This window comes from Oceanobacter sp. 3_MG-2023, assembly GCF_030688925.1.
Lineage (GTDB): Bacteria > Pseudomonadota > Gammaproteobacteria > Pseudomonadales > Oceanobacteraceae > Oceanobacter.
Genome location: NZ_JAUYVX010000012.1, coordinates 119950 through 135516, shown reverse-complemented (window position 1 = coordinate 135516; position 15567 = coordinate 119950). Strand labels below are relative to the sequence as shown.

At 53.7% G+C, this 15567-nt stretch carries 16 protein-coding genes; 4 read left to right on the top strand and 12 right to left on the bottom strand.

The features are described 5' to 3' along the window. Nucleotides 1-211: 211 nt before the first annotated feature. Nucleotides 212-2146 (top strand): VacB/RNase II family 3'-5' exoribonuclease, encoded by a 1935-nt coding sequence (locus Q8W32_RS12175; protein ID WP_305415125.1) that lies wholly within the window; start codon nucleotides 212-214, stop codon nucleotides 2144-2146. 167 nt (nucleotides 2147-2313) lie between these two features. On the opposite strand, the gene ccmI is transcribed toward Q8W32_RS12175, so the two are convergent. From ccmI to Q8W32_RS12115, 12 genes are all read right to left on the bottom strand, one after another. Further along, nucleotides 2314-3519 (bottom strand): c-type cytochrome biogenesis protein CcmI, encoded by a 1206-nt coding sequence (gene ccmI, locus Q8W32_RS12170; RefSeq protein WP_305415124.1) that lies wholly within the window; start codon nucleotides 3517-3519, stop codon nucleotides 2314-2316. After that, entirely contained in the window at nucleotides 3516-4025 is a 510-nt protein-coding gene (locus tag Q8W32_RS12165) for a cytochrome c-type biogenesis protein (protein ID WP_303433327.1), read from the bottom strand. Before Q8W32_RS12165 ends, ccmI begins: the two co-directional genes overlap by 4 nt. After that, entirely contained in the window at nucleotides 4022-4543 is a 522-nt protein-coding gene (locus tag Q8W32_RS12160) for a DsbE family thiol:disulfide interchange protein (protein WP_303433326.1), read from the bottom strand. The genes Q8W32_RS12165 and Q8W32_RS12160 overlap by 4 nt, the downstream gene beginning before the upstream one ends. Then, on the bottom strand, nucleotides 4540-6537 hold the full coding sequence (locus Q8W32_RS12155) for a heme lyase CcmF/NrfE family subunit (protein WP_305415122.1): 1998 nt from the start codon (nucleotides 6535-6537) through the stop codon (nucleotides 4540-4542). Before Q8W32_RS12155 ends, Q8W32_RS12160 begins: the two co-directional genes overlap by 4 nt. Further along, entirely contained in the window at nucleotides 6537-7049 is a 513-nt protein-coding gene (gene ccmE, locus Q8W32_RS12150; RefSeq protein WP_303433324.1) for a cytochrome c maturation protein CcmE, read from the bottom strand. Before ccmE ends, Q8W32_RS12155 begins: the two co-directional genes overlap by 1 nt. Before the next feature lies 1 nt (nucleotide 7050). After that, entirely contained in the window at nucleotides 7051-7269 is a 219-nt protein-coding gene (gene ccmD / locus Q8W32_RS12145) for a heme exporter protein CcmD (protein ID WP_303433323.1), read from the bottom strand. Next, a complete protein-coding gene (locus Q8W32_RS12140; protein WP_303433322.1) occupies nucleotides 7269-8030 on the bottom strand; it encodes a heme ABC transporter permease in 762 nt (253 codons plus the stop codon). The genes ccmD and Q8W32_RS12140 overlap by 1 nt, the downstream gene beginning before the upstream one ends. Nucleotides 8031-8055: 25 nt before the next feature. Beyond that, complete coding sequence (gene ccmB, locus Q8W32_RS12135) at nucleotides 8056-8724, bottom strand: heme exporter protein CcmB (RefSeq protein ID WP_303433321.1); 669 nt, start codon at nucleotides 8722-8724, stop codon at nucleotides 8056-8058. Further along, complete coding sequence (gene ccmA, locus Q8W32_RS12130; protein ID WP_303433320.1) at nucleotides 8721-9404, bottom strand: cytochrome c biogenesis heme-transporting ATPase CcmA; 684 nt, start codon at nucleotides 9402-9404, stop codon at nucleotides 8721-8723. The genes ccmB and ccmA overlap by 4 nt, the downstream gene beginning before the upstream one ends. Nucleotides 9405-9941: 537 nt before the next feature. Beyond that, nucleotides 9942-10625: a glutathione S-transferase family protein gene (locus Q8W32_RS12125; protein WP_305415120.1), complete on the bottom strand. Its 684-nt coding sequence runs from the start codon at nucleotides 10623-10625 to the stop codon at nucleotides 9942-9944. A 215-nt stretch (nucleotides 10626-10840) separates the two neighbouring features. Then, entirely contained in the window at nucleotides 10841-11293 is a 453-nt protein-coding gene (locus Q8W32_RS12120) for a GyrI-like domain-containing protein (RefSeq protein ID WP_305415119.1), read from the bottom strand. A 196-nt stretch (nucleotides 11294-11489) separates the two neighbouring features. Continuing rightward, the gene (locus Q8W32_RS12115; protein WP_303433317.1) at nucleotides 11490-12152 is read right to left on the bottom strand and encodes a TetR/AcrR family transcriptional regulator; all 663 of its coding nucleotides are present in this window, start codon (nucleotides 12150-12152) and stop codon (nucleotides 11490-11492) included. A 413-nt stretch (nucleotides 12153-12565) separates the two neighbouring features. On the opposite strand from Q8W32_RS12115, the gene hemN reads away from it, so the two are divergent. From hemN to Q8W32_RS12100, 3 genes are all read left to right on the top strand, one after another. After that, complete coding sequence (gene hemN / locus Q8W32_RS12110) at nucleotides 12566-13960, top strand: oxygen-independent coproporphyrinogen III oxidase (RefSeq protein ID WP_305415118.1); 1395 nt, start codon at nucleotides 12566-12568, stop codon at nucleotides 13958-13960. Beyond that, nucleotides 13929-14489 carry a TlpA disulfide reductase family protein gene (locus Q8W32_RS12105; protein ID WP_303433315.1) on the top strand — a complete coding sequence of 187 codons (561 nt, stop codon included), beginning with the start codon at nucleotides 13929-13931 and terminating at the stop codon, nucleotides 14487-14489. Before hemN ends, Q8W32_RS12105 begins: the two co-directional genes overlap by 32 nt. Nucleotides 14490-14774: 285 nt before the next feature. Continuing rightward, complete coding sequence (locus Q8W32_RS12100) at nucleotides 14775-15542, top strand: GNAT family N-acetyltransferase (protein ID WP_305415116.1); 768 nt, start codon at nucleotides 14775-14777, stop codon at nucleotides 15540-15542. Nucleotides 15543-15567: the final 25 nt, after the last annotated feature.

Below are 15567 nucleotides of genomic sequence, written 5' to 3'. Positions count from 1 at the left end.
CTTGGACCTCAACATAACGAGAGGGCGTAATTGCCCCATCAATGACTTAAAAGGCCATAATCGTAAATATTTGTTAAGAACTTAAGACAGAAAGCCTCCTGAGGTAAATCTTTATCAAGAACTACTGGCGGCATGAGTTTTCCGTGCTGGCCTGCACGGCACGCGTCCATTAAACTCAACGGCCTTTTTTACCGGCCGGGGCCAGATCGGAATGCTAGATAAGAATTCGTTGTCACAACTGCAATCTCTCAAACAGGAAATACACGACAGTGTTCCCAGATTTGAGGGAAAGGTTCGAGCGACTGGCGGACGCTTCGGCTTCGTAGTCACGGACGATAACCAGCAGTTCTACATGTCACCGGAAGAGATGGAAAAGGTGCTTCCAGGCGACAGGGTTGCTTTTCGTGTTGAGGAAGTGGATACCAAAAAGACGCAAGCCATTATCGAAAGCCTGATCAGCACAGAGCTGAGCGACTTTTGTGGGACTTATGTGATCAAGGGTAAAGGCCACTTTATCCAGCCCGATCACCAGGCACTGAACCGATGGATTTTTGTACCACCCAAAGCTCGCCAGAATGCCGAAGAAGGCATGTTGGTCAAGGCGCATCTGTCACAGCACCCTTACCCCGCAGGCCGGGCTCAAGCAGAAATTGATACCGTGATAGGCAGCAGCCAGGATGCCGGTATCGAAGCCCGCTACATGTGTCAGAAATGGAATCTGGCCACAGAGTTCAGCGAAACCGAACTGCAACAGGCCCATGAGCTGGCAGCCGCCGGCATTGATGCCCTCAGCACCGATCGCGCCGACCTGACAGAACTGCCGCTGGTCACGATCGACTCCGCCAGCACCCGCGATCTTGACGATGCCCTCTGTGCGACCGTGACCGATACCGGCTGGACCCTGCATATTGCCATTGCTGATCCGGCAGCGGTTATTCAGCCGGGTACTCCCCTTGACCTGATGGCACGCGATCGTGCGACCTCGGCCTATTTCGCCAATCTGGTGATTCCGATGTTGCCGGCAGCATTGTCCGAACAACTCTGCTCACTGCAACCTGGCGTCAAACGCCTTGCTCTGGTGGCCGAAGTCGCGGTTGATCAGGCTGGTGCCTCCACCCTGACCCGCTTGTCTCAGGCGCTGGTGTCCAGCCAGGCCAAGCTGTCTTACCAGCAAGTCGGTGAATTTATGGCGGATGGCAGCCTCGGTGATATCGATGCCGCTCTGCAGCCGTCATTGGATGCCTTGAAAGATTGTGCCCAGGCACTGGCCAGCCAACGCAAAAACGCCTGTCTGGTGATGGAAGACCGCCCAGACTATCGCCTGGTACTGGACGAAAACGGCAAGGTCAAAGACATCGTGCGTCAGGAACGTAACGACGCCCAACGTCTGGTCGAAGAATGCATGCTGGTCTGTAATCGCCTGTGCGCCGATTGGCTGCAGCAACATAACAGCGGTATTTTTATTGAGCACGCCGGTATTCGTACCGAACGTATCGGGGATGTCACCACCCTGCTCAAGGAACAGTTGGGGCTGGAAAAGAAACCCAAAATCAAATCGCTGGAAGACTACGTCAGCCTGATGAAACAAGCGGCAGGCGGTGATGATGGCCTGAATATCAAGCAGATCATCAGTCGCCAGCTTGAGCGCAGTAATCTGACCACCGAAGACAAGCCGCATATGGGCCTGGGCTTCCCCCGCTACACCACCATGACGTCACCGTTGCGCAAATACAACGATCTGTTGGTACACCGTATGATTGCGGCGATTCTGACAGAGCAACCCGTCCCTGCCGTCGACGCTCCTTTACTGAGTGCGATTCAGGACAAGCAAGCCAAGGCACGGGTGGCCGCCAATCAGACGGAATCCTGGCTCAAGCTGCAATGGTTAAAAACGTTTCCGGCCGATGCCCAGTTTGATGCGGTCATTCAATACGCGACTGCCAATAACATCATGGTGCGTTTTGAAGACTCCGGGGTGGAAGGACAGATTGATCGTCGTAAAGTGAAGGGCAACTGGGCATTCGACAGCAAAACCCTGTCACACAGCAACGGCGAACAAACGCTGGCCATTGGTCAGACTGTCCGGGTCAGCGTGCAAACACTGGAACCGGATAGCCGCGAGCTGAAGCTGGCATTGCAGCCATAACCCCCACTGGTATTACAACGGCATTACAACGCCGGAAACAGCCAGAGGAAGCACTTGTCAGAAAGTGCAGCAAGAATAGTAAGAGTAAGTAAGTAACTAGAAAGAGAAACAGGTAATCAGAAAAAACAGCAGAGCCGATCAGAGTGACCGGCTCTGCTGACACCCAGTCAGTTCACCTGGGTTTTGATGGTCAACATCTGGACTTCACTGTCACGATGATCCACCGGTGAGCGCTCATCCTGCCAATCTCCTGGCTGAGCAGTCGGTTGTCCGGTACGGGACACCCGCGCAATCAATGTCAGCTGTTCAAAATCACTGATCGTCATACCCGGAGCCATGGCCTGGGCATCGGTCAGGGTCACTTGTGTGGGCAAATCCGCCACCGTCAAACGTTGTACCGCCAGAGGTAAAGGAGGGCCAGTCACCGCCCGCGCCAGCACAAACACCAGATCATCCGGCTTGACCGCCGCTCTGGCTTCAGCACTGATATCAACCGCCACCGTCAGCCCAACCCGCTCCAGCCAAGCCAGATCGACGATAATATCCTGTGTCGCCAACTGTTCTGCAGCCCGACGTATACCTTGTGCCAGTACCTGGGATTCCGGCCCTTCTGGCAATCCCTGCCACAAGGCTTTCCAGTGATTGATCGCCCGCTCATGCTTGCCCAGCTCAAACGCCAGAATACCTGCCATGCCCAGAGCCTGACGGCTTTGGGGATTAAGCGACAAGGCTTCATCCAGCAAGGCATAGGTCGCTTCGTCGGCTTGTTGGTCGGCAGCAAAGAACTTTGCCTCGGCCATCAATGTCAGGGTCGCAGCACGATCACTGACAGCGTCCTCTGGCAAGGCTTCCAGAATCTCGCCAAAGGCATCAACGGCCTGTTGGTATTCACCGCTGGCGTTAAGCAAGCGGGCGTTCAGATAAGCCCACTCCAGATTATCCGGATCATGGTCCGCTTCTGCCGCCAGGCGCTGCATCAACTGCTGGCGCTCCGGCATGGTCAGCTCAACCTGTTCGCCCTTGTTCAGCAAAGCACTGGCTCGCAGGGCATTATCCGCCCCCCAGATGCTGTACAGCATGACCGACGCCAGCAAGGCCACCACAACCATGCTTCCCAGCATGATCCAGCTGCCAGAGGTCTTGTCGGCACGACTGGTATGCCCGTCGGCGCTGGCCAGAAATTCACGGTCCAGCTCCAGCTGCAAGGCAGCCTGCTCGGCATCGTTCAGCTCGCTGGATTTCAGCTCATCGGTACGTTCCTGGTACAGGCGCAGATTTTCTTCACTCTGCTGATTGGTTTCCGGTCTGAACCACACAGGGCGATACAGCAAGGCCACCAGGGGCAGCAGCAGGATCAACAACATCCAGATCATGAGTTATTCGCCTTTTGGTCGTTCGATGAATCCGCCGAGACTGCGGCTTTTAATTGTTCCAGTTGCTGACGTTCTTCTGCCGTCAATGGAGCCGGAGCAGCTTTCTGATTACGCCGCATTTGTCGCAAGATCAGCAGCCCCAGCAAAAAGGCCAGCAAGGGGCCAAACCAGAGTACATAGGTCTCTGCTCTCACCGGAGGTTTGTAATGGACAAAATCGCCGTAACGGGCGACCAGATAATCAATAATCTGCTCATCCGTCTGGCCGTTATTCATCAGCTCATAAACCTTGTCACGCATGTCTCCGGCCACCGGGGCATTGGAATCCGCCAGGTTCTGGTTCTGGCACTTGGGACAGCGCAGCTCTTCTGCCAGATGCTGAAAACGGGCAATATCATCAGGATCATCAAACGGGTATTTATAGCCATTCACCACCGCGTGGGCAGAGACCGCTCCCAACAACAGCAGCAAGCCGGCCAGCCAGTGGCGATATTCATAACGCATCATGGCAAGCTCTCAAATTCAGGTTCAAGAGTCGACCAGACCCGGGCATTCAAATCACCGACGTGTCGACCACGAATAATCCCGCGACTGTCCAGTAAAAATGTCTCCGGTGCGCCATAAACCCCCAGTTCCAGGCCCAACTGGCCATTGGTATCCGACAGGTTCCAGCGATAAGGATTGCCGTAGGACGCCAGCCATTGAATCGCCTTGCGCTCTTCGTCTTTATAGTTGATGCCGTAAATGCGTATGCCTTCCGCAGCCAGCAAATTAAGGAAAGAATGCTCTGCTTTACAGGTCGGGCACCAGGTAGCCCAGACATTCACCAGCGCACGTTTGCCCAGCAAGTCATCGCGGGTTACCACTTCTCCGGTTTCCAGCGATACCATTTCAAATTCCGGAAATGGTTGCCCGACCAGCGGCGAAGGCAAAACATCCTTGTCTTTACGGTCAATGGTGAGAAAAAACAGCCCCGCCAAGATGGTAAAGCCAACCAGAGGGACAAACAGAATAAACCGGTTCATGCAGTTGCCTCCGCGATTGCAGATGGAGAAGGTGCCGACCGCCGTGGTTGGCGATAACGTTTATCAAACATGGCCATCAGCCCGCCCAGCGCCATAAAGATGGTTCCCAGCCAGACCCAGCGCATAAAGGGTTTGACCTGAATCCTCATCCCCCAGGCACCGTTTTCCAGTGGCTCACCCATGGATACGTACAGGTCACGGAACAGCGTGACATCGATGGCGGCTTCGGTCATGACCGAACCCCGCGCCGTGTAGCGGCGTTTTTCCGGCATCAGCTCGCCGATTAGCCGGTCGTTGTCGTAGACCCGGAAACGGATGGCATCGGCGTGGTAGTTAGGGCCGCGAATTTGCCCCGCCTCGACAAATTCAAAGCGGTAATCTCCCAGTGTATGACTGTCACCGACCGACATCCGGACTGACTCTTCCTGGCTGTAGTTGGCCACCATGGTCACACCGACCACCGTCGCGGCAACACCGATGTGCGCCAGAATCATGCCGTTAAAACTGAGACTCAACGATGGAATCCGCTGCAACTGGCCCCGGCATTTTTTCCAGACATCCAGCAGGCTGGCCAGTATCAACCAGCTGGCAATACCGATCCCCAGGATAACCTGGCCATTCAGCTCCCCAGAAACAATCAAGGGGGTGGCGATACCCAGCACAGGAGCGGCCACTGCCGCCAGGCCCAGTTCCCGCCCCAGACGTTTGGTCTGATCCGTCTTCCAGCGCGATACCGCACCGATACCGATAATCAGTGTCAACATGACGCTCACTGGTACAAACATCACGTTAAACCAACTCGCTCCGACGGAGATCTTGCCCATGCCAAGGAAATCAATCAGCAACGGGTACAGGGTGCCCAGCAGAATGGCAAAGGCCGCCACCAGCAACAGCAGATTGTTCATCAGCAAAAAGCTTTCGCGGGATAACCAGTCGTAACGCCCAACCGACGCCACCGTGGGCGCCTTGAGTGCATAAATCAGCAGCGAGCCACCCACGCAGATACCCAGCAATGCCAGTACAAACACCCCTCGTTCCGGGTCAGAAGCAAACGCATGTACAGAAGTCAGTACGCCGGAACGTACCAGGAAGGTTCCCAGCAGACTGAGGGAGAACGCAATGATCGCCAGTAACACGGTCCAGCTTTTGAACAGGCCGCGTTTTTCTGTCACCGCCAGCGAGTGCATCAGCGCAGTCGCCACCAGCCAGGGCATCAGTGACGCATTTTCAACCGGGTCCCAGAACCACCAGCCACCCCAGCCCAGTTCGTAATAAGCCCACCAGCTGCCCAAGGCGATACCGATGGTCAGAAAAATCCACGCAGCTGTTGTCCATGGACGAGACCAGCGTGCCCAGGCGGCATCCAGACGCCCACCCAACAACGCCGCCACAGCGAACGAAAACACCACGGACAGGCCAACGTAACCCATATACAAGGTCGGTGGATGCACGATCAAACCAAAATCCTGCAGCAGCGGATTCAAATCACCGCCTTCTGACGGTACCGAGGGCAAGGTGCGGGCAAACGGATTGGAGGTTTCCAGCGTAAACAGAATAAAACCGGTCGAGATCAGCCCCATAATACCCAGCACCCGCGCCAGCATATCCAGCGGCAACGAACGACTGAACAAGGCAACCGCCACGCCCCAGCAACCCAATAAAGCCACCCACAGTAATAACGAGCCTTCGTGGGCACCCCACACCGCGCTGATTTTAAACGGCGTCGGCAAGGCGCTATTACTGTTGGTAGCGACATAAGTCACCGAGAAATCATCCACCACAAAACACCAGGCCAACACCACCAGGCTGATCAGCAAAAACAGCGCCTGGGCTGCCGCCAGTGGCCGGGCGTAGGCCATCATCAGCGTATTATTGCGATGTACCCCCCATAACGGCACGACGGTTTGGAATACCGCCACCACAAACGCCATGATCAGCGCCAGTTGGCCAAACTCCGGAATCGACGACAAGGCGCCGTAAGCTTCGGTCAACATTAATAGGCTCCGTCATTTTTGATCGATTCGGAAATTGAGTAACTGCTCGATGTTGCCGATGCACCCTGCATGGCCTGTTTGCCATCTTCGTGTGCCTGCTCCAGAGCATCCTGCACTTCCGGTGGCATGTAGTTTTCATCGTGCTTGGCCAATACTTCGGATGCCTGTATCACTCCATGCTCATCCAGCTTGCCCAGTGCCACAATACCCTGTCCCTCACGGAACAGGTCGGGCAGGATACCTTCGTAATGAATCGGCACCGTGGCGGCACCATCCGTGACCTGGAACGTAACCGCCAGCCCTTCTTCATCGCGCTGTACGCTACCGTCAACCACCAGACCACCGGCACGAATGGTGCGCCCTACCGGCACTTCACCATTGGCAATCTGGGTCGGAGTCTGGAACAGGTTGATGTTCTGGCTAAGGGAATACATCAACAGCCCCACCGCAACGCCAAAGCCGATCACCAAAAACAGAATCAGCTTCAGCCGTTTCTTCCGTTGTGGATGCATGTCAGTTTTTCTCCTCGTTAACTACGGTTCGGTCAGCGGCCGCTTGTCCGCGACGATCACGGCGTACACGTTGCCCTTGTTCCCGAATCAAACGACGGCGCTGCAACATTGGCAGCACCAGATTGGCAATAATTACCAGCGCACTCAGGCCGTAAGACAGCCATACATACAAACCATGACGTCCCATGGCGAGAAATTCGCCGACACTGTGAAATTCCATTAGCGACCTCCACCCAGCATTTCCGGCAACGCCTGAACCCAGCTGCGCTTGCGTTCATGCCAGAGAATTTCATTACGGGTGCGTAAAATCACCAGCAAGGCAAACAGTACATACGTTGTCAGAATCATGATCAGCAACGGCAATAACATATCCGGGTGCATGCTCGGTTTTTCTGTCAACTTCAAGGTCGCTGGCTGGTGCAAGGTATTCCACCACTCCACCGAATACTTGATGATGGGAATATTCACCAGCCCAACCAGCGCCAGAATCGCCGCGCCCTTGTGGCTGGCTTCTTCCGACTCAATCGCCCGCTGTAATGCCATCACGCCAAAATACAGGAACAGCAGCAACAACATCGAAGTCAGACGTGCATCCCATACCCACCAGGTCCCCCAGGTCGGTTTACCCCAGATCGCGCCGGTCAACAGGGCAATCAGGCAAAAACTGGCACCAATCGGCGCAATCGCCCGCGCCACCCAGGCCGCCATTTTCATTTTCCAGATCAGGAACACCGCGCCGGCAACCGCCATCATGATGAACGCACTCTGGGCCACCAACGCCGCTGGCACATGAATATAAATGATGCGAAAGCTGTTGCCCTGCTGATAATCAGCCGGTGCATACAGCAAGCCAAGCACCAGCCCAACCACGCAGCCCACCACAGACAGCAAAGCCAACCAAAAGATCCATTTTGATGTCAGTTCATAAAACCATTTGGGCGAACCCAGGCGGTGATACAGCCGTACAATCCACTGCCACATAAAATCCCCGATCAAAAACGTGCGCCTAGCGCGATAAATTCAGTTTCAGTGCCGCTGCCGAAGCGAAGGGCGTCAAACACACAGACAGCGCCAACATGGCGCCCAGAAAACCGATCTGGCCATTGTATGCCATCCCCAGTCCGGCGTGATAAACCGCACTGGCAGCAAAGATCAACACCGGTACATACATCGGTAAAATCAATAGACTCAATAGCAATCCACCACTGCGCACCCCGGCCGTCAACGCCGCCCCCACAGATCCCAGCAGGCTCAGAATCGGCGTTCCGACCGCCAGGCTCAGTAACATACCGATGTAAGCGTCATCAGGCAGCGCCATCATTAACCCCAGCACCGGGGCCATTAACGTCAGAGGCAAACCGCTGCAAAGCCAATGCACCAGGGCCTTGGCCAGCGCCAGCATATAGAGAGATTCTCCCGATGCCAGCCATTGTTCCAAAGTGCCGTCTTCAACATCGGCTTTATACAAAGCATCCAGTGACAGTAGCGTCGCCAGTAAAGCACCGACCCAGATCACCCCACCAGCGATCCGGGACAAGAATTCAGGGTCCGGGTCCACCGCCAGTGGGAACATCGCCACCACCATCAGAAAAAACATCAACGGATTAAGCCACTCGCCAGGATTACGCCCAGCCAACAGCAGATCCCGCTTGATCGTTGCCATCACCAGGCTCATAAGAGTCCTCCGCCCAAGGCCAGTTCACCCAGATCCAGACGCTTGAGTGACGGAATATTCTGCAACGCATGGTGACTGGTAATAATGACCGCACCGTTGCGGGCAACATGCTGTTGAATGCGGGCTTCCAACCAGGCCACCCCAGCAACATCCAGAGCGGTAAAGGGTTCATCCAGAATCCATAGCGGCGCGGGCACAATCGCTAACCGCGACAAACCGACACGGCGCTGCTGCCCGGCCGAAAGCTGATTACAGGGCGTTTCTTCATAACCGCCCAGTTCAACATCTTCCAGTGCTTGCCACAGATCATCATCGGTAATCACCGACGCGGATTCCGTGGACATCCATGGACTGACCAGCCAGCGCAGATTTTCCAGCGGTGTCAGCGCACGCTTGAGCGCCGCCAGATGGCCGAGATACAAGCGCTGGCTGGCGTAATCGGCAAACACCTGGGTCAATGGCTCGCCATGCCAGAGCAGATCGCCGTCAAAATCCCGGTTCAGTCCGGCCAGTAATCGTAACAGGGTGGTTTTCCCGGCACCGTTTGGCCCCGCCAGTTGCAGCAAGTCACCATTCTTGACGGTCAGGTTCAAACGCTCGAATAACACCCGGTCATCACGCTCGCAGTACAACTCACTCGCACTCAGGGACACACTGTTATCGGTATAACGATTTGCCATTCAAACCCCGGAAATTGCCATTGCGCATAAAAGCGGGCGCATTATATACAAAAACCCTGTGGACTGTGGCTTGACCCGGATGGGTCCTTCGACCAATTTGCTTCATTCATGAGACGCACGCCAGACCTGGAGCAATATCACCCCTACTTTGCCAAACGCAGTAGCCATCAAGATGGAGGATCTCTCCCGACGCAGGCACCTGGCATCACTCAGGTTAGAGGTATGGAACCCGGGCAGGAAAAGCGTGATGCCTCAGAACTGATCTATCGCAAGAAAGGCACCAAACGAAGAACGGCAACAAATTAAAGTCCGGGATGAAGATGCCCATTGGCGTTGATGAAGCTATGAGCCTGACCCACCGCCGCGAATGTTCACAACCTGGCACCTGCTGAAAAGCGGCGCCATGGTGATGAACATTGCAGATCAGGGTTGCCAATTTACTGGGAATTATGGGCTTTATCGGGTTGTTTTAGATTGCTGGTTTGGCATAGAAACAGGCAATCGATGGGCTTTTTCAGAGCTTCCTTAAATTGATTGTTATGAGTACGACTCAAAGGGTTTGAGGTCTATACCTTCAATATCGCAAACCGCCTTAATAGTTGGATTTGAGCAAAGACGCTTTAAATAAGCAGCCAGATGCTCAAATTCAAGAGGGGATTTTTCCAGTGGCAACGACCATTCCGCAAGCATAAACAAAAAATAATCACATGCTGTTAGCGTCCCACCAAGCAAGTATTCATTGCCCTCTAGCTGGTCGTTGATAATTGATAAGGCGTCTGCAACCCTGTCGCCTTGGGCCGCTACAACATTTGGAATGGTAGCTTCATCATTGGTATGGCGATGAGGATAATAGTGAACCATAAGTTCAGCTTGCAGCGTATTATTAAGAAACGCGAGCCACTGATAAAACAAGGGACGGTTCGGATCATCTGGAGATGGCATCAAATCTGATTCAGGGTGTAATTCACAGATGTGAATGCAAATGGCCGGACTTTCAAAAACGGGCTGCTCATTAACAACCAGAGTCGGAATTCGCCCTACAGGGTTGAGCCTGAGATAATCTTCAGATTTTTGAGCATTTGACGTCTTATCGACCAACAACAGCTCATAATCTGCTTTTAAGTGATGAAGTAAAAAATGAGGAGCCAGGCTCGCATTGTTTGGGTAGTAATAAAGTTTGAACAAAATAAATTCCTGATCACCAAAAGTACAGATATTCATAACGAGCCTGTAGAAAAACCTGATTTCAGGTAGTCTTTCCCGCCACCTGCTCGTTCTCTGTTGTTTATTGCCGATTGCCCGTTTTAACCCACAATCGCTTGTTAATTCTGTATTTCAGGTTTTGCTGCCTGTAAGCCAGACCGTCAGATAACCGACGACAGCTGGCTCTGATAATGATTAACACAGAACAACAAACACCCGTGCCAACTATACAGCTATAGCACGGCTATATGAACTTCAATTGCATCGGCACTGGGGTAATATTCAAAGTCAGTTGAATAAACCCTTTTATATTCAGAACCAGGGTTGGAAAAATATTCCCAAATTTCCGTCCATGCATCAATAGCTATTTGAGGCATATTTCCCTTGTGAGAAAACACCAAATATTTGGCCGCTGGAATAACTCTCTGCTTTAAACTCACATCAGGCGGCAGTGATTGACCATCAAAACCGGCAAGCACCGTAAATTCTCCAGTATGGTCAGACTCATAATCGGAATATACACCGTATACTCTTTCACCATTTTTATAATCGACTGGCACAGCTTCATCAAATGCTTGCCATAAAGCAGGAATTTTACCTTTATCAGGACTCATTTCCGCTGCGTTATCGGTTCTGACCTCTAACCCATGAATAACCTTGCTTGCAACATGTCTCAACTCCACCACAACGCTCCTTTAGTTACACAGCCAGCTTGTAGAAAAACCTGACTTCAGCCAGGTTTTATCATGCTTTTCATGCTTGCGTTAATACGGTCTTCGCCCTGCCGCACTGCTCTTGCTGGCAGGGCTGACCGTATTTTGCCAGTTCTTCTACGTTGTGCACCAGGCAATAAAGCTGCCATTGCTCCGGTAAGGCCAAGCCTCAGACGAGATCAACAACCCGCACCTTGACCGCTTCCACCAGCCAGTCGGTATGGGTTCGCACCATATCTTCCGGGATCAGGTCCACCCCTTCCAGCAGCTGTGGCAGGGCCTGATATTGATAACAGTCGACCAAACCATGAATCGCTGTCAGGAAGTACAGCGTCACTCGCTGACGCTCGACGTCCGTCCGCTGTGCCAGGCCGTCAATGGCGTCCGTCAATAACATCTGGGCCTGGTGTTGCCATTCGTCCAGTAGCCGCGCCAGCTGCCGGGTGACACCTCCATCGTCGTCCCCTGTCGAACCCGGACGAATCCGTGGCGGCTGAAACATCAGTTGGTAATAACCAGCATAGTCTCTGGCGAAACAGGTCAGTTGATGGGCCAGACGATGCAGCGAATCCACTGCATCCTGGCTATCCATCAGCGCCAGTCGTGTATTCTGGAACAGCATTTCAAAACCCCGGCGACGGATATGCAGCAGCAAGGATTCCTTACTGGGGAAGTAGTTATAAATATTGCTGGCTGTCATCCCTAACTCAGCCGCCAATTTACGCATGGAGAGATAATGAAAACCGACATCGGCCATGATGGAAGCAGCACTATCCATAATGCGCTCACGTTGATGAGCGATTTCTTCCGCTGAAAATGGCTTCTTGGGCATGACGACTCCTGGTCGTTACTATAAAAAGGACGGGCGGGTTCAAGCTTATACCCGAGTACCAAACACATCAGGTTAACGACTACCAACATCAAATCAAGTCAGGCTAACTAGCGAAACGTCGTATTGGCATGCTTGGGGCCATTAATCTGACTCTGCATGGCTAGGCGGGGCAGCGATGAAACAGATGCTCCGGCAAGCATAACGACCTGACTCCGTTCTTCTATTGATACAAGGCAATTCAAGCGCTTGCCAACTTATTTATCATTCGTTCATGTAACAGTTTACTGCACTGCCTTGGGTCAGGCTGTTGGGCTGATGATGCGACAGCATGCCACACCGGTGCTTGCCAGCCAGTCACACACCCGATGACCACCCTCCCTGCAGACCGCCAGCCATCACGAGGTAACTTCAGCATGAATCACACCGTCTCCTGGGATCCCCTGCTGATCCAGCGCTACAATCGCCCGGGGCCACGCTATACCTCCTATCCGACGGCTGTGGAGTTCTTGCCGCTCGAAAACGACACTCTCGAACGTGAAGCCTATGCCAGGCGTGATCCACAGCGGCCGCTGTCCCTGTACCTGCATATCCCCTTCTGTCGTCACGTTTGCTACTACTGTGGTTGCAACAAGATTGTGACCAAGGACATGAGCCGGGCAGCCCCTTACCTCGACTATCTCAAGGCAGAAATCCGCCGTAAACATGCGCTGCTGGCCAGCGCGAATAACGGTCGCCTGGCCCCTGTCGAACAGCTGCATCTGGGCGGTGGCACGCCCACCTTTCTCAGTGATGAGCAACTGCAGGATCTGGTGACTTTCCTGCGCGACACATTCGAGTTCAGTGATGCTGAAGACGCGGACTATTCCATCGAGATCGACCCGCGCGAACTGCGCCCCGGTACCCTGACGCTGTTGCGCCAACTGGGCTTTAATCGCCTCAGTTATGGGGTGCAGGATTTACAGCCCGACGTCCAGCAAGCGGTTAACCGCCTGCAACCTGAAGCCATGATCCGGTCGGTTATGTCGGAAGCACGGGCACTGGGTTTCCGCTCCATCAATATTGATCTGATCTATGGTCTGCCACACCAAACCCGTGACAGCTTTGACCAGACGCTGGACACCATGATCGAGTTAAACCCGGATCGTTTGTCCGTGTTCAATTACGCTCATTTGCCTGAACGCTTCAAACCACAGCGTCGCATCAATGCCGACGATCTGCCCTCCGCTCAGGAAAAGCTGACCATTCTCGGGCACTGCATCCAGCGCCTGACTGCCGCTGGCTATCACTATATCGGTATGGATCACTTTGCCCGCCCGAATGACGAGCTGGCACTGGCTCAGGCCAATGGTAGCTTGCACCGCAACTTCCAGGGTTACACCACTCATGGTGACTGTGACCTGCTGGGTTTTGGTGTCTCTTCCATCAGTCAGATTGGCGATTATTACCTGCAAAACCAGGTACGTATGGATGACTACTGCGCCGCCCTCGACAACCAGCAATTGCCATCCAGCAAATGCTGCCAGGTCACCCGCGATGACCAGATCCGCCGTCGGGTTATCAGCGAATTACTCTGTCACCTGCGGGTCGACTTCAGCACCATCGACGCCGAATTCAACATTAACAGCCATGATTATCTGCTGTCTTCGCTGCAACGCCTGGAGCCCATGGTGAACGATGGTCTGGTCAGTATTAGCGCCGATGGTGTATCCATTCGTGACAAAGGCCAGCTATTGGTGCGTAATGCCTGCATGGCATTTGACGAGTATATTTACCAACATGAGCAACAACGCTTCTCCAAAGCGATCTGAATCCCGCTGGCGACAAAACTATCAGGCCAGGCCCCGGTGGCAACGCTGGGGGCTGGAACTGTTATTGATGGTGGTGGTGATGACCTTGCTCAGCCAATGGCTCGGCCGTCACCTGCTCGACCGGAATACCCCGTTCCCCGACATTTACCTGTCTGACCTGCACGGGCAACCCGTACCGTTCCCGGATACCACCCAGCCACCCCAGACCACGCTGGTGTATTTGTTTGCGCCCTGGTGCAGTGTTTGCCGAGTCAGTATGCCGACCCTGCCATGGGTCGAAAGCGACAATATTCGTATTATTGCCATCGCTCTGGATTGGCGCCAAAAGTCAGAAGTGACCGATATGGTCCAATCCGTTGGTTACGCCGGCACCACGCTGCTGGGTGATCCGGCAACGGCCAAAAAGTTGAATATTCAAGGATATCCCAGTTATTACGTTATCGATAAAAACGGCGCCGTCCGTTTTGCCGATCAAGGGCTGAGCACCTTGCCAGGCCTTTGGTTACGGACTCGTCTGGCTGACTGGTAAGCCCCTCTGGCTGATATTCCGCGCCTGCCAAGGAACTCCGGCCTCGTTACTCCTTCAAAGCCTGCATTCTGACCCATACGCCGATTCCGTCGTGCATAACGCCTCCGTTGCCTCTGTCCGACCTCTAAGGCGTCTCAATTTTGAAATATTTTTGTCATAAATTATTCACGAATGGCATGACTCCCAATACCATCACACCCCTTGGAACGAATGTCGGATATGTCACCCAAATGTCATACCCAAGCCGTAAATTTGGCCGGATTAACTCAACCATCAGGTGTCACTATGCAGCAAGCCACTGCCTCCCAGATAGCCATCAGCAGCGACTCCCCCCTCGTGGCCCGAGTTACCCAGGACCCCGCTGAAATCCGTCAGGCACTGGCGCTGCGCTACCGAGTGTTTGCCGAAGGAATGGGAGCCAATATCGATAGTGGTGAAGCGGGTATCGACCGTGACCATTTCGACGATATTTGCCTGCACCTGATTGTGAAAGATGTCAATAACGACCGGGTGGTGGGTTACAGTCGTATCCTCACCAACGAGTTGGCAGAGCAGGCGGGCGGGTTCTACTCCGCCACCGAATTTGACCTCAGCAACATCGTCAAACCCGGTTACCGTTATATGGAAATTGGCCGTACCTGTGTTGATCCTGATTTTCGCAGCGGTGCGGTGATTGGCTTGTTATGGTCAGGGATTGCCCAGTTTATGTCGGCTCACCAGATTGATTACCTGATGGGCTGTGCCAGTATCTCGCTTAACGACGGTTATGCACGTGCCATCGCCATCATAAATTACCTGCGAGACAAGCATTTCTCGGCAGCCGATGCCCGCGCCGAACCCCGCGTCCATATGCCCAGCATCGACGTTGAGATGGATGGTGCCAGGCTGGTGCCACCGCTGTTAAAGGCGTATTTGCGTATTGGTGTCAAGGTTTGTGGCGAACCCTGTCTGGATAAAGACTTTAATGTCGCCGATGCCCTGATTTTGCTGAGCCGCGACAACATCAACCAACGTTACCTGCGCCACTTCACCAAAACCGACGGTCAGAGCTGATCGCGGCTCGTCATCAAGCGGCAGA